This window comes from Staphylococcus sp. LKG4-2 (assembly GCF_050955665.1).
GTDB classification, from domain to species: Bacteria; Bacillota; Bacilli; order Staphylococcales; family Staphylococcaceae; genus Staphylococcus; species Staphylococcus saprophyticus.
In genome coordinates this window covers 166,375-185,775 of record NZ_CP194532.1, presented here as the reverse complement: position 1 = coordinate 185,775, position 19,401 = coordinate 166,375, and the positions used below count along the sequence as shown (strand labels likewise).

Below are 19,401 nucleotides of genomic sequence, written 5' to 3'. Positions count from 1 at the left end.
TAATCATATTTGCTATTTTATACTTTTTACACCTCCCCTACCCTTTCGATAGTGCACAAAAAAACGCATAGGACCTATTGTCGCTACGCGTTTTTAGCATTACTTTCAGTTTTTTATTTAGTCGGACGGATGACTGTTTTACCACCCATAAATGGAACTAACACTTCTGGAATTGTAACTGAGCCATCTTCATTTTGATAGTTCTCAACGATAGCTGCAAAGGTACGACCTACAGCTAACCCGCTACCATTTAAAGTATGCGCTAATTCTGGTTTCGCATTTTTATCGCGTTTGAAGCGAATGTTTGAACGACGTGCTTGGAAATCTGTAATATTTGAACAAGAGCTGATTTCTTTATAATCATTATAGCTTGGTAACCAAACTTCTAAATCATATGTTTTACTTGAACCAAAACCAATATCTCCTGTACACAAGATAACACGGCGATATGGTAAACCAAGTTCTTCTAAAATCGCTTCTGCATGATGAGTCATGTCTTCAAGTGCTTGCCAAGAATCTTCAGGTTTTTCAATACGTACCATTTCAACTTTATCAAATTGGTGTAAGCGAATAAGTCCTCGTGTATCACGACCAGCAGATCCAGCCTCACTACGATAACAAGCTGATTGAGCTGTAAATTTAGCTGGTAATACGTCAGGTGCAATGATTTCATTGCGGTAATAATTCGTTAATGGCACTTCTGCAGTTGGAATGGTATAAAGACCTTCTTTTTCTACTTTAAATAAGTCTTCTTCAAATTTTGGAAGTTGACCTGTACCATACATAGAATCGGCATTAACTAATTGTGGTACCATCATTTCCGTATAGCCATGTTGTGTCGTATGTTTCGTAATCATGTAGTTCATTAACGCTCTCTCTAATTGTGCACCGTCACCTGTCAAGAATACGAATCTCGCACCAGAGACTTTAGCTGCTCTTTCAAAATCAACCATCTCTAACTCTTCTATTAAATCCCAGTGTGCTTTATCTTCAAATTCAAAAGTTCTAGGTGTACCCCAACGTTTAACTTCTATATTATCTTCATCCGTAGCACCTTCTGGTACATCGTCGTGAATGATATTTGGAATACGAGACAATTTATCATTAAGGTCAACATCTACTTGATTTAAAGTATCATCTAGTACTTTAATTTCATCACCTAGATTACGCATAGCTGCGATTGCATCGTCTGCATCTTCTTTATTACGTTTTTTCTGAGCAATTTCTCCACTCACTTTATTACGCTCTGCCTTCATTTCTTCGGCTTGACTGATAAGTTGACGACGTTGCTCATCTAGTTCTAATACTTCATCTACTACTTTTGAATCCATACCACGTTTTGCAACTTTTTCTTTAAGGAATTCTGGATCATTACGGAATAATTTAATATCTAACATGCTGGTCATCCTTTCAAATTTCAAAATTTATTGGATAATAACACAAAAAGACCACGTCCCTGTACAAGGGACGTGGTCTACGCGTTGCCACCCTATTTAACAGTCCAAAATTAGACTGCACTCTCACTAAATAACGGCTATAACCGATTGTTCTCATATAGTAGGTAGATTCATATTAAATATGATTACTTGTTCACACTAACCACAAGCTCTCTGAAATCAAGATTCAATATTACTTATCCTACGAACAATAGCATAATTAAGTTAATTTAAATATAGCAAATAACATCAGCTATTTCAAGGGTGACAACGTTTATGTCAATTAGAGTCCCTACATATAAGCAAGATCTTGTAAATATTGCGATACCGCTTCAATATCTTTATGGAACTGTCTATCTTCTGTAATTGATGGTACGATGTGACGTAATTCTTGATACTTTTCATATGTTTTCGGTGATAATTTATCAATATCTTTATATTCAACGGCTTGTAATGCAATAATCGTTTCAATTGCTAAGACACGTCTCGCATTTTCAATGATGTGATAGCCATGACGAGAGGCAATCGTTCCCATCGAAACGTGATCCTCTTGATTAGCTGACGATGGTATTGAGTCAACACTTGCTGGATGTGCGAGTGTTTTATTTTCTGATACTAAGCTCGCAGCAGCATACTGCATAATCATCGCGCCACTCTGTAATCCTGGTTGTGGACTTAAAAAGGCAGGCAATCCATTATTTAATTGAGGATTTACGAGTCGTTCTAAACGACGCTCTGATACATTAGCCAATTCACTTACACCTAACTTTAAGAAATCTAATGCAAAGGCAATCGGTTGCCCATGGAAATTACCTCCAGAAATAACAAGCGTTTCATCGCCTTCATCAAATATTAATGGATTATCATTAGCAGCGTTCATTTCAAATTCTAATTTTTCTTTCACATAATTAAATACTTGAAAACTTGCGCCATGTATTTGTGGAATACAGCGTAATGTGTATGCATCTTGTACACGTATGTCACCTTGTGTAGTGGTTAACTCTGAGCCATCTAACCAGTCTAACATTCTAGCTGCAACATCTATTTGTTCTTGAAAATTACGTGCTTTATGCACTTTTTCATTATAAGCATCTGTAATACCATTTAATGCTTGATGTGTTAGAGCAGCAATCCATTCTGCTTGGTAACCTAAGGCTTCCGCTTCAATATAATTAATCACACCTTGTGCAGTCATCGCTTGCGTGCCATTAATGAGTGCAAGTCCCTCTTTAGCTTGTAATTGTATTGGGTTACGATTTAATTGATTTAAGACATACCGGCTGTCTACTTCTTCACCTTTAAAAAATACATTGCCTTCACCAATTAAAGCTAATGCTAAATGAGATAATGGTGCTAGGTCCCCTGATGCGCCTAAAGATCCTTGCTGTGGAATCACTGGTACAATTCTGTTATTGATATAATAAACAAGTTGATCTACTAACGCGACTGTCGTACCAGAATGACCTTTCAACAAAGTATTTAATCGTAAGACCATCATTACTAAAGCAACTTCTTCTGAAAATGGTTTCCCAACACCACAAGCATGTGATCGAATTAAATTTACTTGTAATTGATTGTATTCATCTTTATCAATTCGCACATCACTAAATAATCCAAATCCAGTTGTAATACCATAGATTGTTTCTTTGTTTTCTATAATATGTTCCACCGTTTGTCTACTTTTCTTTACGCGTTCCAGTGCTTCTTGTGTTACTTCAACGGTATCTTCCTTATTTAAGAACGTTTTAATATCATTGATTGTTAGCATTTCACCATTAAGTTGTAATGTCATTTCCCCATCTCCTTGCTTATCTATTTTGTTCAATTAATTCGAGTATACGCTTACATTTTCACACGAACAATAGGATTGACCATATCCGTAATATGGTATTAAATTACTGATTTAATGGGATAAAGTCGTATCAAAATTATGTTTTCTAAAATTAATATTTTCTTTACGACTTTGCCTATTGACTAATCTCGAAACCAGGTATAATATTTCTTATTGTATTTATAAATGAGCACATGAAAATAAGATATAAGTAACTTAAAAGAAAATGGTTTTAACATTCTATGATATAGAGAATATAAGATAGCCAACTTTAACATTTATCATTTTAAGCAGATGCTTATCTTTTTCAAGTCAACGTATTAAATTAACGCTAAATGTTTAAAAGGAGGTTTCAAAATGGAAACTTTATCACAAGTAAGCATTCCAAAACGTAAAGATGAAACACATAAAGGTGATTATGGGAGAATTCTTTTAATTGGGGGCAATGCGAACTTAGGTGGTGCAATCATGCTTGCAGCTCGAGCGTGTGTTTATAGTGGTAGCGGCTTAATCACTGTAGCTACACATCCAACAAATCATGCCGCTTTACATTCACGTTGTCCAGAGGCCATGGTGATTGATATTAACGATACTAAAATGTTAACAAAAATGATTGAGAACACGGATTGTATCTTAATCGGACCAGGACTCGGTTGTGATTTTAAAGGCAATAATGCCATTACTTTCCTATTACAAAATATTCAACCACATCAAAAATTAATTGTAGATGGGGATGCTATTACAATTTTTAGTAAATTGAAATCAGACATTCCTACGTGCAAGGTTATCTTTACGCCTCACCAAAAAGAGTGGGAACGTTTAAGTGGTATTCCTATAGAGGAACAAACGTATGAACGTAATCGTGAAGCCGCAGATCGCATTGGTGCAACCATTGTCTTAAAAATGCACGGAACTGAAATCTATTTCAGAGGTAAAGATTACAAACTGCCAATAGGGACACCAGCAATGGCTACAGGTGGTATGGGCGATACTTTATCTGGTATGATTACAAGCTTTGTCGGCCAATTCAACGACACAGAAGAAGCCGTTACAAGTGCTACGTATACGCATAGTTATATTGGAGAACAGTTAGCAGAAAAAATGTATGTCGTGCCACCATCCAGACTAATCAGTGAAATACCTCATGCTATGAAAGCTTTAGAAAATTAAGCCAAAAAAGACCTACCTCATTGAGGTAGGTCTTTTTTATAATGACTATTATCGCATAAAATTACTCTTCTTCGTTATCTTCATTGTCCGCATTATCAATATCTTCATTCACACGGTCCATAAAGTCTTGTCGTACTTCTTGACGATCATCATCATCTGATACATCACTATCTTCAACTTCTGTATGAATGGCGTTGCCTGGTGCATCGTCCTCTATCACAGCTTCACCTTGTTGTGAATCTTGTGCCATTTGTTCAGTTGCATCAGTATTTTCTGAATCGGAGGCAATTGCTTCAGTTTCATCAGTATTTTCTGAATCGGAGGCAATTGCTTCAGTTTCTGTTTCAGCTTCATCTTCCTCATTTACTTTAGCTACTGTAGATACGAATTGATTTTCACCTAATTTAATCAATCTCACACCTTGTGCTGCACGACCGTTTTGTGAAATATCCTCTACATCAATACGGATAATCACGCCAGAGTTTGTAACAACCATCAAGTCTTCTTCACCAGTCACTGATGTGATACAAACTACATTACCATTACGTTCTGTGATAGTCGCTGTTTTAATACCTTTACCACCACGGTTTGATAATCTGTAATCTTCAACTGGTGTACGTTTACCGTAACCATTTTCAGTCACGACGAGTATTTCATCATCGCTTTCGGCTTTTGTAACATCTAAACCGACTACTTTATCGTCTTCTCTAAGTGTAATACCTTTCACACCCGCCGCGGTACGGCCAAGTGGACGCAATGCAGTTTCAGGGAAGCGAATTAATGAAGCGTGCGATGTACCGATTAGAATATCAGTTTCACCATCAGTTAGACGTACTGCAATCAATTCGTCATCCTGTTTGAAACTAATCGCAATTTTACCGTTTTTATTAATATGTGAGAAGTTACTTAGGGCAGAACGTTTCACTCTACCTTTTTGAGTAGCAAAGACTAAATAATCTTCTTCACTTTCTAAATCTTTAACAGCAATCATCGTACTAATCGATTCGTCATTGTCTAACTCAATTGCGTTAACTACTGGAATACCTTTAGACTGACGAGAAAGCTCTGGCACTTCATAGCCTTTAAGTTTATAGACACGACCTTTATTCGTAAAGAATAGCACGTTGTCATGTGTACTTAACGTCACAAGTTGACTTACAAAGTCTTCTTCTAGCGTATTCATACCTTGAACACCACGACCACCACGGTGTTGTGCTCTATAAGTTGAAACTGGTAATCGTTTGATGTAGTTATTATGACTTAACGTAATCACAATTTGTTCTTCTGGAATTAAATCCTCATCTTCAATGTCATCTAAACCACCAAGTTGGATTTCAGTCTTACGTTCATCACCATAACGCTCACGGACATCAATCAATTCATCACGAACAATTTGTAATAATTTTTCTTCATCTGCAAGGATAGATTTCAATTCTTCAATATAAGCAATTAGTTCATTATATTCAGCTTCAATCTTATCTCTTTCTAAACCAGTTAAACGTCTTAAACGCATATCTAAAATCGCTTGTGCTTGACGTTCAGATAATTTAAATTGTTCTTGTAAACTTGCCATGGCAATCTTATCGTTATCTGATTCACGAATAACTCTGATAATTTCATCAATATGATCAAGCGCAATTCTCAAACCTTCTAATATATGTGCACGATCTAAAGCTTTTTTCAAATTATATTCGGTACGTCTTCTTACAACGACTTTTTGATGTTCTAAGTATTCAACTAAGGCATCTTTAAGTGAAATAAGTTTTGGTCTGCCATTAACTAAGGCAATCATGTTTACACCAAATGATGTTTGTAATGGTGTTTGTTTGTATAAGTTATTTAAGACAACACTCGCGTTGGCATCTTTACGGATATCGATTACTACACGGACACCTGTACGTAAACTTGTTTCATCGCGTAAGTCTGTGATACCGTCTATTTTCTTATCACGCGCTAATTCAGCAATCTTTTCTATCATACGTGCTTTGTTAACTTGGTACGGTACTTCTGTAACAACAATACGTTGACGACCGCCACCACGTTCTTCTATTTCTGCACGAGAGCGCAATTGTATTGATCCTCGACCTGTTTCAAATGCACGACGAATCCCACTCTTTCCAAGGATAATACCTGCAGTCGGGAAGTCTGGCCCTTGTATATCTTCCATCAATTCAGCAATGGTAATATCGGGATTATAACTTAAACTTAAAATACCGTTGATGACCTCTGTTAAATTATGTGGCGGAATATTTGTAGCCATCCCAACAGCGATACCAGATGCACCATTAACTAATAAGTTAGGGAATCTAGCAGGTAAGACTGACGGCTCTCTTTCATTACCATCATAGTTATCGATAAAATCAATTGTATCTTTATTTAAATCTCTAAGTAATTCAAGTGTAATCTTAGACATACGTGCTTCTGTATAACGCATCGCAGCCGCACCGTCGCCATCCATAGAACCAAAGTTACCTTGTCCATCAACTAAAGGATATCGATAGCTGAAGTCTTGTGCCATTCTAACCATTGCTTCATAAATTGATGAGTCACCATGTGGGTGATATTTACCCATTACGTCCCCAACAATACGCGCAGATTTCTTGTATGACTTGTCTGGTGTCATACCTTGTTCATGTAATCCATACAATATGCGTCGATGTACTGGTTTCAAACCATCTCTAACATCAGGTAAAGCACGTGAGACAATAACACTCATTGCATAGTCTAAGAATGACTCGCGCATCTCATTCGTTATATTTCGTTCATTAATTCTTGATTCAGGTAATTCAGCCATCAAGATATCCTCCTTCAAAAATTCAGTTCATCGTATTAGAAATCTAAGTTGGCATAGACTGCATTATCTTCAATAAACTGTCTACGGTTCTCTACAACGTCGCCCATTAACATTTCGAAGACTTGGTCCGCTTCAATCGCATCATCCAATGATACTTGTAACATGGCTCTATTTTCTGGATTCATGGTAGTTTCCCATAATTGATCCGCATTCATTTCACCAAGACCTTTGTAACGTGAAATCGACCATTTTGGCGTTGGTTCTAACTCAGCTTTAAGTTTTTCTAATTCACGTTCATTAAAGACATAGTATTTTTGTTTACCTTGTGTCAGTTTGAATAAAGGTGGTTGTGCAATATACACATATCCTGCTTCTAACAATGGTCTCATAAAGCGATAGAAGAATGTTAATAACAATGTTCTAATATGTGCACCATCGACATCAGCATCTGTCATAAGGACAATCTTATGATAGCGTGCTTTACTTAAATCAAATTCGCCACCAATACCCGTACCAAATGCCGTAATCATCGAACGAATCTCGTTATTATTTAAAATTCTATCTAAACGTGCTTTTTCAACGTTCAAGATTTTACCACGCAATGGTAATATCGCTTGTGTTTCTGAATCACGACCGGATTTTGTAGACCCACCGGCAGAGTCACCCTCGACGATAAAGATTTCACTACGTGATGGGTCTTTACTAGAGCAATCCGCCAATTTACCAGGTAAGCTTGATATTTCTAATGCTGATTTACGGCGCGTAACTTCACGTGCTTTTTTCGCAGCAAGGCGTGCGTGTGAAGCCATGATACCTTTTTCAACTACAATACGGCCTACTTGAGGATGTTCATATAAGAAACGCTCAAATAACTCAGAGAATAGTTTATCAACGATTTGACGTACTTCAGAGTTACCTAATTTTGTTTTTGTTTGTCCTTCAAATTGTGGATCACCGTGCTTAATTGAAACAATTGCTGTCAAACCTTCACGTGTGTCTTCACCTGAAAGTCTTTCTTTATCTTCTTTGATAATTTTACTATTTAATCCGTAACTATTAAGTACACGAGATAGTGCACGTTTGAAACCTTCTTCGTGTGTACCACCTTCATATGTGTGAATATTATTCGCATACGTCAACAAGTTTGTTGCAAAACCTTTGTTGTATTGTAAAGCAATTTCAACTTCAATATCTTCTTTGGTTTGATGCACGTAAATAGGTTCTTCATGTAAAGGCTGTTTGTTTTCATTTAGCATTTCAACATAAGATTTAATACCACCTTCATAGTGATATGTGTCTTCACGAACTTCTTCACCACGTTCATCTCTTAAAGTAATTGAAATACCTTTATTTAGGAACGCAAGCTCTCTTGTACGTTGTTGTAATGTTTCATAATGATATGTTGTCGTTTCTGTGAAAATTTCAGAATCCGCTTTAAAACGAATGACTGTACCTGTATTATCATCATCTGTTTCTTCAATGACTTTCAAGTCAAATTGAGGTACACCTTTTTTATAACCTTGATGATAAACTTTGCGGTCTTTATACACGTATACTTCAAGATCTTCTGATAACGCGTTTACTACTGATGAACCTACACCATGTAAACCACCAGAAACTTTATAACCGCCGCCACCGAATTTACCACCAGCATGTAATACAGTTAGAATAACCTCAACTGCAGGACGTCCCATTTTTTCTTGAATGCCAACAGGTATACCACGGCCATTATCCGTTACCTTAATCCAATTATCTTTTTCGATTACAACTTCAATTGTGTCGGCATAACCTGCAAGTGCTTCATCGATACTGTTATCGACAATTTCCCATACAAGATGGTGTAAACCTTTTTCTGAAGTTGAACCAATATACATACCTGGTCTTTTACGTACCGCTTCTAGACCTTCCAATACCTGAATCTGTCCAGCACCATAATCTTCCGTGTTGTTCACATCTGACACTGCTTCCACCTTCACTTTCCATTACTTTATAATTTCGCCCTGATTAATGCGATAAAGTTTAGCGTTTTTCATAATTTCATGTTCTATACCGTCTACGGATGTCGTAGTAACAAAAGTCTGCACTTTATGTTGAATAGTGCTCAATAAATGAGATTGACGTGAATCATCTAACTCACTTAATACATCATCTAGCAATAGAATTGGATACTCACCTACTTCAATATTCATTAACTCAATTTCAGCGAGTTTGATTGATAGTGCAGTAGTTCTTTGTTGACCTTGCGAGCCATAAGTCTGAGCGTCCATTCCATTCACATTAAAACCTAAATCATCTCTGTGAGGTCCGTATAAACACACACCTCGATCTTTTTCTCGTTCCATATTGTCATTAAGTATCGTTAAGACTTCCTCTAAGCGTTCCGTCTCACTTTTATCTTTATTTTCTAGTTTAATACTAGGTAAATAGTTTAAAGACAATGTTTCACGTTCATTTGTAATCCCAGAATGGATAGGTTTCGCTAGTGATTCAAGTTCATTAATAAAATGTTCACGTCTTAGCGTAATTTTGAGTGCGTATTCTGCAAATTGTTGGTTTAAGACTTCAAGCATGGTGCTGTCTGTCTTTTGTCCATATTGCAGTTGCTTCAAATAATTATTCTTTTGTTTTAAAATACGTTGATACTGTGACAAATCATTTAAATATACTGCTGAGATTTGTCCAAGTTCCATATCTATAAATCTACGTCTAATCTGCGGTGATCCTTTGACAATATTTAAATCCTCAGGCGCAAACAAAACGACGTTCAAGTGCCCAATATACTGGGTCAGTCTACTTTGTTCTAAGTGATTGATTTTGACTTGTTTACCTTTTTTAGTGATGTACATCGTTAAAGGCATCTCACCATATCTATAACTAAGGTCCCCCTCTATTTTAGCATAGTCGCTATCGAAACGTATGAGTTCTTTGTCATTAGACGTTCTGTGACTTTTAGCTAGTGCTAATGTATAAATAGATTCTAATAAATTAGTCTTCCCTTGGGCATTTTCACCAATCAATATATTGACATCGGGATGACAATTTAAGGAAATCGACTCATAATTACGATAATTTTGTAACTGGAGTGTCTTTAATTTCATTCTTCACCTTGATGTAATATCAAAAATGAACCGACTTCTGGTATGACAATGCTATCTCGATGATTTAATTTCTTACCGCGACGCGTTTCACGCTCATCATTGATCATGACATCAAAATCTTGTAAGAACCATTTTGCTTGTCCGCCAGATTCGATAATACCTTCTGTCTTTAGAAATTGCCCTAAAGTAATGTCTCCATCAACAATTACCTCTTCAACCAAATCAATCACTCCATTTCTTTTAAGCTCACTTATATATTATACCTTTTTTTGCGGAAAATTTCATGCAAAATACAGTGAGTAAGCGATTTCTTTTAACTTATTTTAACTATTTTTAAATAATTAGTTTCAAAGTTATTTTTAACGTTGTTTCATAATGTCATATTATATCAAAAATAAATACATTATATGGGCATTCTTTACAAATAATATTAATTTTCACTAAATACCTTAATCTGCTTAAAAATTTATGTATGATATACGGACTATATTTATTTTGCATTTAGAGCTGTTTTAAGACACTTTTATTACTTTTAAGCATTTTCCCCTAAGAAAATGTTCAAAATGCTTATATTTGCCCTTTAAATGTCTTTAATCATGAAATTAATTAATAACATTAGCAAATTTCTAATTATCTCTTAGTATCTGCTTTTAAACTCAGACTCTTTTTTCAAATAAAAACAGGAACAAACCAGAAATCACTAAGATTTCAAAGGCTTGTTCCTGTTAAGTTGCACTTTTATGAGAAAAGTTATTGCGTTGATCTATTTAACAATACGATTAATACGTTCTAATCGGTAAGATGAGTTGTGTAACTGAATCATCATCTTTTGGTTTTAAAATAAATGGTTTCATTGTACCGAAAAATTCTACTTCCACTTCATCGTTATCAATGGCTTTTAAAGCATCCATCATATATTTTGAGTTGAATGAAATTTTTAGGTTGCCACCATCTACATTACTTGCTTTAACATCTTCTTTTACCGTACCAATTTCTGGTGATGTTGAAGATAATTCTACAAGTTCATTACCTGTACTTAATTTAATGACATTATTGCCGCCTTCACGTGCTAATAATGATGCACGATCGATGGCATGATAGAATTCACCATTATCAATTCCTAATTTAATTTCGTAATTCTCTGGGAATAAACGAGATGTATCAGGATAATGACCTTCTAATAAACGTGAAATAAAGTTTACGTTACCCACTTTGAATAACACTTGATTTGAAGCAAAGAAAATATCGATGTCTTCTTCACTGTCTGACATAATCTTATTTAACTCAGATAATGCTTTACCAGGAATGATGACATTTTTATTTTCTGAGTCATCTTCTAATGCTACCTTTCTTACAGCCAAGCGGTGCGAGTCAGTAGCTGTGCATATTAATTCATTTTCTTGTATAAGCCAGTTGACACCAGTAAGTACTGGGCGTGTTTCTGAGGTGGACACTGCGAAATTAGTCTGTGCGATAACGTTTTTAAGCACTTTAACTGATAATTGGATCGCATCATCACGAGAAACTTGTGGCAATAACGGGTATTGATCTGGGTCTAAACCACTTAAGTTAAATTCAGAATGTCCAGATGTAATAAGTGTTTGGAACTGTTCATTTGTAGAAAGTTTAACTTCTTTACCTGGTAATTTTTTTATAATGTCTACGAAGAAACGACCAGGAAGCACGACTGATCCGGTTTCAGCAATATCAATAATATTTTCACCATCGACTTGTTTAGGAATGGTGATTTCGATTGAGATTTCTGAATCAGAACCAGTTAGTATAACTTCGTTGTTTTTAACTTCAATTTTGATACCAGTTAAGATAGGTAATGTTGTTCTTGGTGAGATGGCCTTAAGTGTGTCATTTAATTGATTAATAAAATAATCTCTTCTTATTGTGAATTCCATCTTTATTAAACTCCTTCCAGTCGTTTATATATTAAATTATATAGGTTTTAAGACAGTAGTAATAGTAGTAGGGCTTGTGGATTAGGGGATAAGTTAATTTTAGTGAACAGTGACGTCGATTAAAGACTGTGGATAACTTGTGCACTGTGTGTATGACTTTTTAACATTATCCACAATAACGTTTATAATTCCTCTATTAACTATTCCTCAAAATACCTACGATTAATCTGTTATAGTACAGTTTGTTTTATTGGTTTCTTATTTCTTTTTCTAAATTTTCAACTTCTTGTTTAAAAGTTGAATCATTTTGTATATCTTTAACTATTTTTTCATGTGCATGAATAACCGTTGTATGATCACGACCGCCAAACTCTTCACCAATTTTTGGTAATGAAAAATCGGTTAACTCACGTGATAAGTACATTGCAATTTGACGCGGATAAGCGATGGATTTTGTTCGTTTTTTAGCGCTAAAATCTTCAATTCTTACACTATAATACTGACCAACAATTTTCTGAATATCTTGTATCGTGATTTTTTTAGATTTAGGTGCTTGAATAATATCTTTAAGTGCTTCAGCTGTTAACTCAGTCGTAATGGGTTGTCCCTGTAATTTTGAAAAAGCTAAGACACGTGTTAATGCACCTTCAAGTTCACGAATATTAGACTGAATTTGATTAGCGATGTAAGTAAGCGCCTCAGTTGGAATGTTAAGATTTTCTTCGCCAATTTTCTTCTGTAAAATCGCCATTCTTGTTTCATAATCAGGCGGCGTAATATCTACGATTAATCCCCATTCGAAACGTGAACGTAAACGATCTTCTAGTTTAGCAATTTCTTTTGGAGGTCGATCACTAGAAATTACAATTTGCTTATTTGCTTGATGTAATTCATTAAATGTATGGAAAAATTCTTCTTGAGTTTGTTCTTTATTTTGAATAAATTGAATATCATCAATTAATAAAACGTCGATATTACGGTATTTTTCCCTAAAACGTTCAGTTTTATTATCACGAATGGACTTAATAAATTCATTTGTAAATTTTTCACTAGACGTATAAATAACTTTAGCGTCTGGATTGTTATCCAATACATAATGACCAATCGCATGCATTAGATGGGTCTTACCTAAACCAACGCCACCATAAATAAATAATGGATTATACGCTTTAGCTGGTGCTTCTGCCACTGCAAGACTTGCAGCATGAGGGAATCTATTACCTGGTCCAATGACAAATGTTTCAAACGTATTATGTGTATTGAACTGTTCACCGCCAATGACAGCTTCATCAACGCCTGGCGTATACTTTTTGGCTGGTTGTTCTGGTTGATTTTCTTCTTTTTGCTCACTTGTATGTAAGCTTTTTAGCTCTTCTTCAGTATAAAAGACTGGTGCTATCTCATGACCAATTGCTTCATATAAAGCAGCTTTAATAATTTCTGCGTAATTCATCTTTAACCAATTAGCAACAAAATCGTCATCAGTAACTACAATCGCTTGCTCATTCTGCAGTTTAAACAATTTTGTATCTTTAAGAAATGTTTGGTAGCTTGCACTACTTACTTTTTCTTGAGCCAAGGTTAGAACTTTTTCCCAAATTTCTTGTTCTGACATAATAACAAACTCCAACTTTCATAAATTTTAAAGTTATACACAAAAACAACAGGTACAAATAAAAAGAATCACAGGCTGTTGATGATTATCCACAAGTTACGCACAATCAGTGGATAACTATTACCTAACTGTGATTTATACACAGGCTTTTGTTGTATAATTTATTAATTTAAACCCTGTAGCAATCAATATCTACATAATTTATCCACACAATTATACTTTTTAACAACAACCTCTGTCAAATGGGTGTGAATATGTTCTTAAATGTTGAGGAACTCTGTGAATAACATTATACTTATCCACAAATTTGAGGTATAGCGTTGTGTATAAGTGGATAACTTTGAGCAATAGACAGTATACCAAATTTTAAGGTGTTTGTGGGTTTGGGAAATAATTTATAAAGATTGTATGAAAAATGTATAACACAAAATGGATAAATGCAGGGGTGCTGCAAAAGGGGAGTATCTGCATAGACAGAAGCACTTTTGGAGTGAAACATAGTAAATGCTTGATTGTAATATAATAAAGGAAGTGTATGATGTAACTCATATATTTTAAATCAGTCACTTAAATTGAGACTTGCTTTATAAAATAGATTTTGTTATATTGTAGTAGTTGCTTGAATTATGACTAGAAATTAATAACAGTTAAATCAAGACTTGAAGCAGAAGCGTATATTAATTTATCTATTATAATAGTATAGAACCGAATAAAGATGGAGGTGTTTTTGCATGGTAAAACGTACTTATCAACCAAATAAACGTAAACATAGTAAAGTTCATGGTTTCAGAAAACGCATGAGCACAAAAAATGGTCGTAAAGTGTTGGCGCGTCGTCGTCGTAAAGGCCGTAAAGTATTATCAGCATAAGATCACTGACTCATCAGTGGTCTTTTTTTTGGTTTTAGTGAAGTAAAATTGCTGAAAATTACGTAGATTTCTACTATTAATTTATGATAACGAATGAATAGAACGAAACATAAGGTTCGTTGGTATATGTATTGAAAAGATATGATAAGTGAGTGATGCTTGGTGGAGAAAGCTTACCGAATAAAAAAAAATAGTGATTTCCAGTTTATTTATAAGAAAGGGAAATCAGTTGCAAATAGACAATTTGTAATATATACGCAACCTAATAAAGCGTTGAATCATTTTCGCTTAGGTATTAGTGTTTCTAAAAAGTTAGGTAATGCAGTCGTAAGAAATAGAATTAAACGTGCCATTCGCGAAAATTTTAAAATCCATAAAGAAGATATCTTACCAATGGATATTATTGTGATAGCGAGGCAACCAGCAAAAGATATGGACACATTACAAATACAAGCGAGTTTGGAACATGTACTCAAAATAGCAAAGGTATTTAATAAGCGTGTTTAAGTAGGGTAGGGGAAGCAGATATTAGACAGAAGTAAGTCTTACCTCAGACAAACTGAAGACTAACTTTTGAGAAATGGTAAACAAGATACTCGCTTTTTAATAGGAAACTATTTACAATATTATAATGATAAAAATGAAGTCGAAAAGGAGGCGAGATGGATGATGGATTTAGATACGATAACGAGTATATCAACACCAATGGGTGAAGGTGCAATTGGTATTGTACGTTTATCAGGTGTAGATGCTGTAGATATTGCAGATAAACTTTATAAAGGTAAAGAAAGACTTGAAGATGTAACGTCTCACACGATTAACTATGGTCATATTATTGATCCTGAATCGAACGAAGTGGTGGAAGAAGTTATGGTTTCCGTACTACGTGCACCAAAGACGTTCACACGTGAAGATATTGTCGAAATTAACTGTCATGGTGGTATTTTAACAATTAATAGAATACTAGAATTGACGATGACCTATGGAGCCCGTATGGCTGATCCAGGTGAATATACAAAGCGTGCTTTCTTAAATGGCAGAATAGACTTATCTCAAGCAGAAGCAGTGATGGATTTTATTCGTTCTAAAACCGATCGTGCGTCTAAAGTTGCAATGAATCAAATAGAAGGTCGTTTAAGTGATATGATAAAACGACAGCGACAATCCATTCTCGAAATCCTTGCTCAAGTCGAAGTGAACATAGATTACCCAGAATATGATGATGTCGAAGATGCGACTACAGAGGTATTATTAGGGAAATCAAATGAAATTAAAACAGAAATTAATAAATTACTCGATACAGGTACACAAGGGAAGATTATGAGAGAAGGGCTTTCTACGGTTATCGTAGGTAAGCCTAATGTCGGTAAATCATCGATGCTCAATAACCTCATTCAAGATAATAAAGCCATTGTGACTGAAGTGCCTGGTACTACAAGAGATACTTTAGAAGAATATGTTAATGTCCGTGGTGTACCATTAAGACTTGTCGATACAGCAGGTATACGTGATACAGAAGATATCGTCGAACGTATTGGTGTAGAGCGATCAAGAAAAGCTTTAGGCGAAGCGGATTTAATACTATTTGTACTTAATTATAATGAAAGATTAACAGATGAAGATCGTAAGTTGTATGAAGTGATTAAGAATGAAGATGCGATTGTTATTGTTAATAAGATGGATTTAGACAAGCATTTAGATCTTGATGAAGTCAAAGATATGATTGGCGATATGCCATTGATTCAGACATCGATGCTCAAACAAGAAGGTATTGATCAATTAGAAATTCAAATTAGAGATTTATTCTTTGGTGGCGATGTTCAAAACCAAGATATGACTTATGTTTCTAATTCAAGACATATTTCATTATTGAAACAAGCAAGAAATACCATTCAAGATGCAATAGATGCAGCAGAATCAGGTGTACCGATGGATATGGTACAAATCGACTTAACAAGAACATGGGAAATTTTAGGTGAGATTATCGGTGAATCTGCAAGTGATGAATTAATTGACCAGTTATTTAGTCAATTCTGTTTAGGAAAATAATAAGGAGGAAATAATAATGGCTCAAGAATATGATGTGATAGTAATAGGAGCCGGACATGCTGGTATTGAAGCTGGATTAGCTTCAGCACGTCGTGGTGCCAAAACGTTAATGTTGACGATTAACCTAGATAATATTGCTTTTATGCCGTGTAACCCATCAGTGGGTGGTCCAGCAAAAGGTATTGTCGTACGTGAAATCGATGCATTAGGTGGTCAAATGGCGAAAACCATTGATAAAACGCACATTCAAATGCGTATGTTAAATACTGGTAAAGGTCCAGCAGTAAGAGCGTTACGTGCTCAAGCAGATAAAGTCTTGTATCAACAAGAAATGAAAAAAGTAATTGAAGATGAAGCAAACCTTGATATCATGCAAGGTATGGTAGATGACCTCATTATTGAAGATGATGTCATTAAAGGTGTAAGAACAAATATCGGTACAGAATACTGGTCAGAGGCAGTTATTATTACAACAGGTACATTTTTACGCGGTGAAATCATTTTAGGTAACATGAAGTATTCAAGTGGTCCAAACCATCAATTACCTTCAATCTCTCTAGCTGATAACTTAAGAGGATTAGGTTTTGAAGTCGTTAGATTTAAAACAGGTACACCACCGCGTGTAAATGCCAAAACGATTGATTATTCTAAAACGGAAATCCAACCTGGTGATGATGTTGTAAGAGCCTTCAGCTTTGAAACAACAGAATATATTTTAGATCAATTGCCATGTTGGTTAACTTATACAAATGGTGATACACACCAAGTGATTGATGATAACTTACATTTATCAGCAATGTATTCAGGTATGATCAAAGGTACTGGTCCAAGATATTGCCCATCCATTGAAGATAAATTTGTAAGATTCAATGACAAACCACGCCATCAACTATTCTTAGAACCAGAAGGTAGAAATACAAACGAAGTTTATGTCCAAGGTCTATCAACAAGTTTACCTGAACATGTGCAACGTCAAATGTTAGAAACGATTCCTGGTTTAGAAAAAGCAGATATGATGCGTGCAGGTTATGCCATCGAGTATGATGCGTTAGTTCCAACACAATTATGGCCAACACTTGAAACTAAAAAAATTAAAAACTTATACACTGCTGGCCAAATTAATGGGACATCAGGTTATGAAGAAGCGGCTGGACAAGGTATCATGGCTGGTATCAATGCAGCAGCACGTGTTCAAGCTAAAGATGAAGTTATATTAAGTCGTTCAGATGCCTATATTGGTGTATTAATTGATGATTTAATTACCAAAGGTACAAACGAACCTTATCGTTTATTAACTTCTCGTGCTGAATACCGTCTATTATTAAGACATGACAACGCTGATTTACGTCTAACAGACTTAGGTTATGAATTAGGTATGATTTCAGAGGAACGCTATGCACGTTTTAATGAAAAACGCGCTATGATTAAAGCAGAACAAGAACGTCTAAATGGCATTCGCGTCAAACCAAACGACCGTGTGCAAGAGATTATTGAGGCTCAAGGCGGGTCTCGTTTGAAAGACGGTATCCTTGCTTTAGAATTATTACGTCGTCCTGAAATGACATACGATTTAATTCTAGAAATTTTAGATGAATCACATCAATTGCCTTCAGACGTTGAAGAACAAGTTGAAATTCAAACTAAATATGAAGGTTATATCAATAAATCTTTACAACAAGTTGAAAAAGTTAAACGTATGGAAGAGAAGAAAATTCCAGAAGATCTAGATTATAGTAAGGTAGATAGTTTAGCGACTGAAGCACGTGAGAAATTAGCAGAAGTTAAGCCGCTCAATATTGCACAAGCTTCACGTATATCTGGTGTCAATCCAGCCGATATTTCAATTTTACTTGTATATCTTGAACAAGGTAAAATCCAAAGGGTGAATAACTAAGATGAGTGTAGCATGGTTAACACAGCAACTGAGTACACATGGAATAGAACTTTCAGATAAACAACAACAACAGTTTCAAACGTATTATCAAATGCTTGTTGAATGGAATGAAAAAATGAATTTAACAAGTATTACTGAAGAACATGAAGTATATTTGAAGCATTTTTATGATTCAATTGCGACAAGTTTTTATACGGATTTAACTAAAGAATTAACGATATGTGACGTGGGTGCTGGTGCTGGTTTTCCTAGCATTCCTTTGAAAATCATTTTTCCGAATTTGAAAGTTACAATTGTAGATTCATTGAATAAACGCATTCACTTTTTAAATCAATTAGCGGAAGCTTTAGAGTTAGACAATGTGAGTTTTGTACATGATCGTGCCGAAACTTATGGTAAGGGAGACTACAGGGCGTCTTACGATATCGTTACAGCACGTGCAGTTGCTAGACTTTCTGTATTAAGTGAGCTATGCTTGCCATTAGTTAAAAAAGGTGGTCACTTCATAGCACTGAAATCGTCTAAAGGTGAAGAAGAATTGGAAGAAGCACGTTTCGGTATTGGCGTATTAGGTGGTAAAGTACTTGATACAATTTCATATGAGCTACCTGAAGATGCAGGTGAAAGACAGATGATTATCATAGACAAACGTAGTCAAACACCTAAGAAATATCCTAGAAAACCAGGAACACCAAATAAATCACCGTTACTTGAAAAATAGTAAAATTCAATACA

14 protein-coding genes and 1 other annotated feature are annotated in these 19,401 nt (G+C 35.2%); of the genes, 6 read left to right on the top strand and 8 right to left on the bottom strand.

The features are described 5' to 3' along the window. Positions 1 to 113: 113 nt before the first annotated feature. Together serS and hutH are read right to left on the bottom strand one after the other, a co-directional pair. Positions 114 to 1,397, bottom strand: a complete 1,284-nt coding sequence (gene serS, locus ACM6UH_RS00865; protein ID WP_048787559.1) for a serine--tRNA ligase — start codon at positions 1,395 to 1,397, stop codon at positions 114 to 116. Positions 1,398 to 1,460: 63 nt separating this feature from the next. Then, positions 1,461 to 1,649: a binding site (T-box leader), on the bottom strand. 79 nt (positions 1,650 to 1,728) lie between these two features. Continuing rightward, positions 1,729 to 3,228, bottom strand: a complete 1,500-nt coding sequence (gene hutH, locus ACM6UH_RS00860; RefSeq protein WP_048787560.1) for a histidine ammonia-lyase — start codon at positions 3,226 to 3,228, stop codon at positions 1,729 to 1,731. 396 nt (positions 3,229 to 3,624) lie between these two features. Here hutH and ACM6UH_RS00855 point away from each other — a divergent pair, with 396 nt between their 5' ends. Further along, positions 3,625 to 4,437 (top strand): NAD(P)H-hydrate dehydratase, encoded by an 813-nt coding sequence (locus tag ACM6UH_RS00855; protein ID WP_048787561.1) that lies wholly within the window; start codon positions 3,625 to 3,627, stop codon positions 4,435 to 4,437. A gap of 61 nt (positions 4,438 to 4,498) precedes the next feature. On the opposite strand, the gene gyrA is transcribed toward ACM6UH_RS00855, so the two are convergent. The 6 genes from gyrA to dnaA all read right to left on the bottom strand — a co-directional run bounded on the left by gyrA (position 4,499) and on the right by dnaA (position 13,854). Next, the gene (gene gyrA, locus ACM6UH_RS00850; protein ID WP_048787562.1) at positions 4,499 to 7,231 is read right to left on the bottom strand and encodes a DNA gyrase subunit A; all 2,733 of its coding nucleotides are present in this window, start codon (positions 7,229 to 7,231) and stop codon (positions 4,499 to 4,501) included. A gap of 35 nt (positions 7,232 to 7,266) precedes the next feature. Beyond that, positions 7,267 to 9,201 (bottom strand): DNA topoisomerase (ATP-hydrolyzing) subunit B, encoded by a 1,935-nt coding sequence (gyrB, locus tag ACM6UH_RS00845; RefSeq protein ID WP_172439369.1) that lies wholly within the window; start codon positions 9,199 to 9,201, stop codon positions 7,267 to 7,269. A gap of 12 nt (positions 9,202 to 9,213) precedes the next feature. Then, on the bottom strand, positions 9,214 to 10,329 hold the full coding sequence (gene recF / locus ACM6UH_RS00840; protein WP_011302011.1) for a DNA replication/repair protein RecF: 1,116 nt from the start codon (positions 10,327 to 10,329) through the stop codon (positions 9,214 to 9,216). Then, positions 10,326 to 10,559, bottom strand: coding sequence for a S4 domain-containing protein YaaA (gene yaaA / locus ACM6UH_RS00835; RefSeq protein WP_171914394.1), 234 nt, complete (start codon positions 10,557 to 10,559; stop codon positions 10,326 to 10,328). Before yaaA ends, recF begins: the two co-directional genes overlap by 4 nt. Before the next feature lie 549 nt (positions 10,560 to 11,108). After that, positions 11,109 to 12,239 carry a DNA polymerase III subunit beta gene (dnaN, locus tag ACM6UH_RS00830; RefSeq protein WP_047505101.1) on the bottom strand — a complete coding sequence of 377 codons (1,131 nt, stop codon included), beginning with the start codon at positions 12,237 to 12,239 and terminating at the stop codon, positions 11,109 to 11,111. Between the two features lie 247 nt (positions 12,240 to 12,486). Continuing rightward, a complete protein-coding gene (gene dnaA / locus ACM6UH_RS00825) occupies positions 12,487 to 13,854 on the bottom strand; it encodes a chromosomal replication initiator protein DnaA (RefSeq protein ID WP_048787564.1) in 1,368 nt (455 codons plus the stop codon). A 731-nt stretch (positions 13,855 to 14,585) separates the two neighbouring features. Between dnaA and rpmH the strand changes: the two genes are divergently transcribed. The 5 genes from rpmH (at position 14,586) to rsmG (ending at position 19,387) form a co-directional block, all read left to right on the top strand. Next, positions 14,586 to 14,723 carry a 50S ribosomal protein L34 gene (gene rpmH / locus ACM6UH_RS00820; protein WP_000240855.1) on the top strand — a complete coding sequence of 46 codons (138 nt, stop codon included), beginning with the start codon at positions 14,586 to 14,588 and terminating at the stop codon, positions 14,721 to 14,723. A 159-nt stretch (positions 14,724 to 14,882) separates the two neighbouring features. Further along, the gene (gene rnpA, locus ACM6UH_RS00815; RefSeq protein WP_011304029.1) at positions 14,883 to 15,230 is read left to right on the top strand and encodes a ribonuclease P protein component; all 348 of its coding nucleotides are present in this window, start codon (positions 14,883 to 14,885) and stop codon (positions 15,228 to 15,230) included. Positions 15,231 to 15,392: 162 nt separating this feature from the next. Beyond that, positions 15,393 to 16,772: a tRNA uridine-5-carboxymethylaminomethyl(34) synthesis GTPase MnmE gene (gene mnmE, locus ACM6UH_RS00810; protein WP_103301806.1), complete on the top strand. Its 1,380-nt coding sequence runs from the start codon at positions 15,393 to 15,395 to the stop codon at positions 16,770 to 16,772. A gap of 16 nt (positions 16,773 to 16,788) precedes the next feature. Beyond that, positions 16,789 to 18,666, top strand: coding sequence for a tRNA uridine-5-carboxymethylaminomethyl(34) synthesis enzyme MnmG (gene mnmG, locus ACM6UH_RS00805; protein ID WP_433911974.1), 1,878 nt, complete (start codon positions 16,789 to 16,791; stop codon positions 18,664 to 18,666). 1 nt (position 18,667) lies between these two features. Next, complete coding sequence (gene rsmG / locus ACM6UH_RS00800; RefSeq protein ID WP_011304027.1) at positions 18,668 to 19,387, top strand: 16S rRNA (guanine(527)-N(7))-methyltransferase RsmG; 720 nt, start codon at positions 18,668 to 18,670, stop codon at positions 19,385 to 19,387. Positions 19,388 to 19,401 lie beyond the last annotated feature (14 nt).

Excerpts from the sequence above, each read along its gene's own strand:
- serS (WP_048787559.1), bottom strand. The coding sequence starts at position 1,397 with ATGTTAGATATTAAATTATTCCGTAATGATCCAGAATTCCTTAAAGAA.
- hutH (WP_048787560.1), bottom strand. The coding sequence starts at position 3,228 with ATGACATTACAACTTAATGGTGAAATGCTAACAATCAATGATATTAAA.
- ACM6UH_RS00855 (WP_048787561.1), top strand. The coding sequence starts at position 3,625 with ATGGAAACTTTATCACAAGTAAGCATTCCAAAACGTAAAGATGAAACA.
- gyrA (WP_048787562.1), bottom strand. The coding sequence starts at position 7,231 with ATGGCTGAATTACCTGAATCAAGAATTAATGAACGAAATATAACGAAT.
- recF (WP_011302011.1), bottom strand. The coding sequence starts at position 10,329 with ATGAAATTAAAGACACTCCAGTTACAAAATTATCGTAATTATGAGTCG.
- dnaN (WP_047505101.1), bottom strand. The coding sequence starts at position 12,239 with ATGGAATTCACAATAAGAAGAGATTATTTTATTAATCAATTAAATGAC.
- dnaA (WP_048787564.1), bottom strand. The coding sequence starts at position 13,854 with ATGTCAGAACAAGAAATTTGGGAAAAAGTTCTAACCTTGGCTCAAGAA.
- rpmH (WP_000240855.1), top strand. The coding sequence starts at position 14,586 with ATGGTAAAACGTACTTATCAACCAAATAAACGTAAACATAGTAAAGTT.
- mnmE (WP_103301806.1), top strand. The coding sequence starts at position 15,393 with ATGGATTTAGATACGATAACGAGTATATCAACACCAATGGGTGAAGGT.
- mnmG (WP_433911974.1), top strand. The coding sequence starts at position 16,789 with ATGGCTCAAGAATATGATGTGATAGTAATAGGAGCCGGACATGCTGGT.
- rsmG (WP_011304027.1), top strand. The coding sequence starts at position 18,668 with ATGAGTGTAGCATGGTTAACACAGCAACTGAGTACACATGGAATAGAA.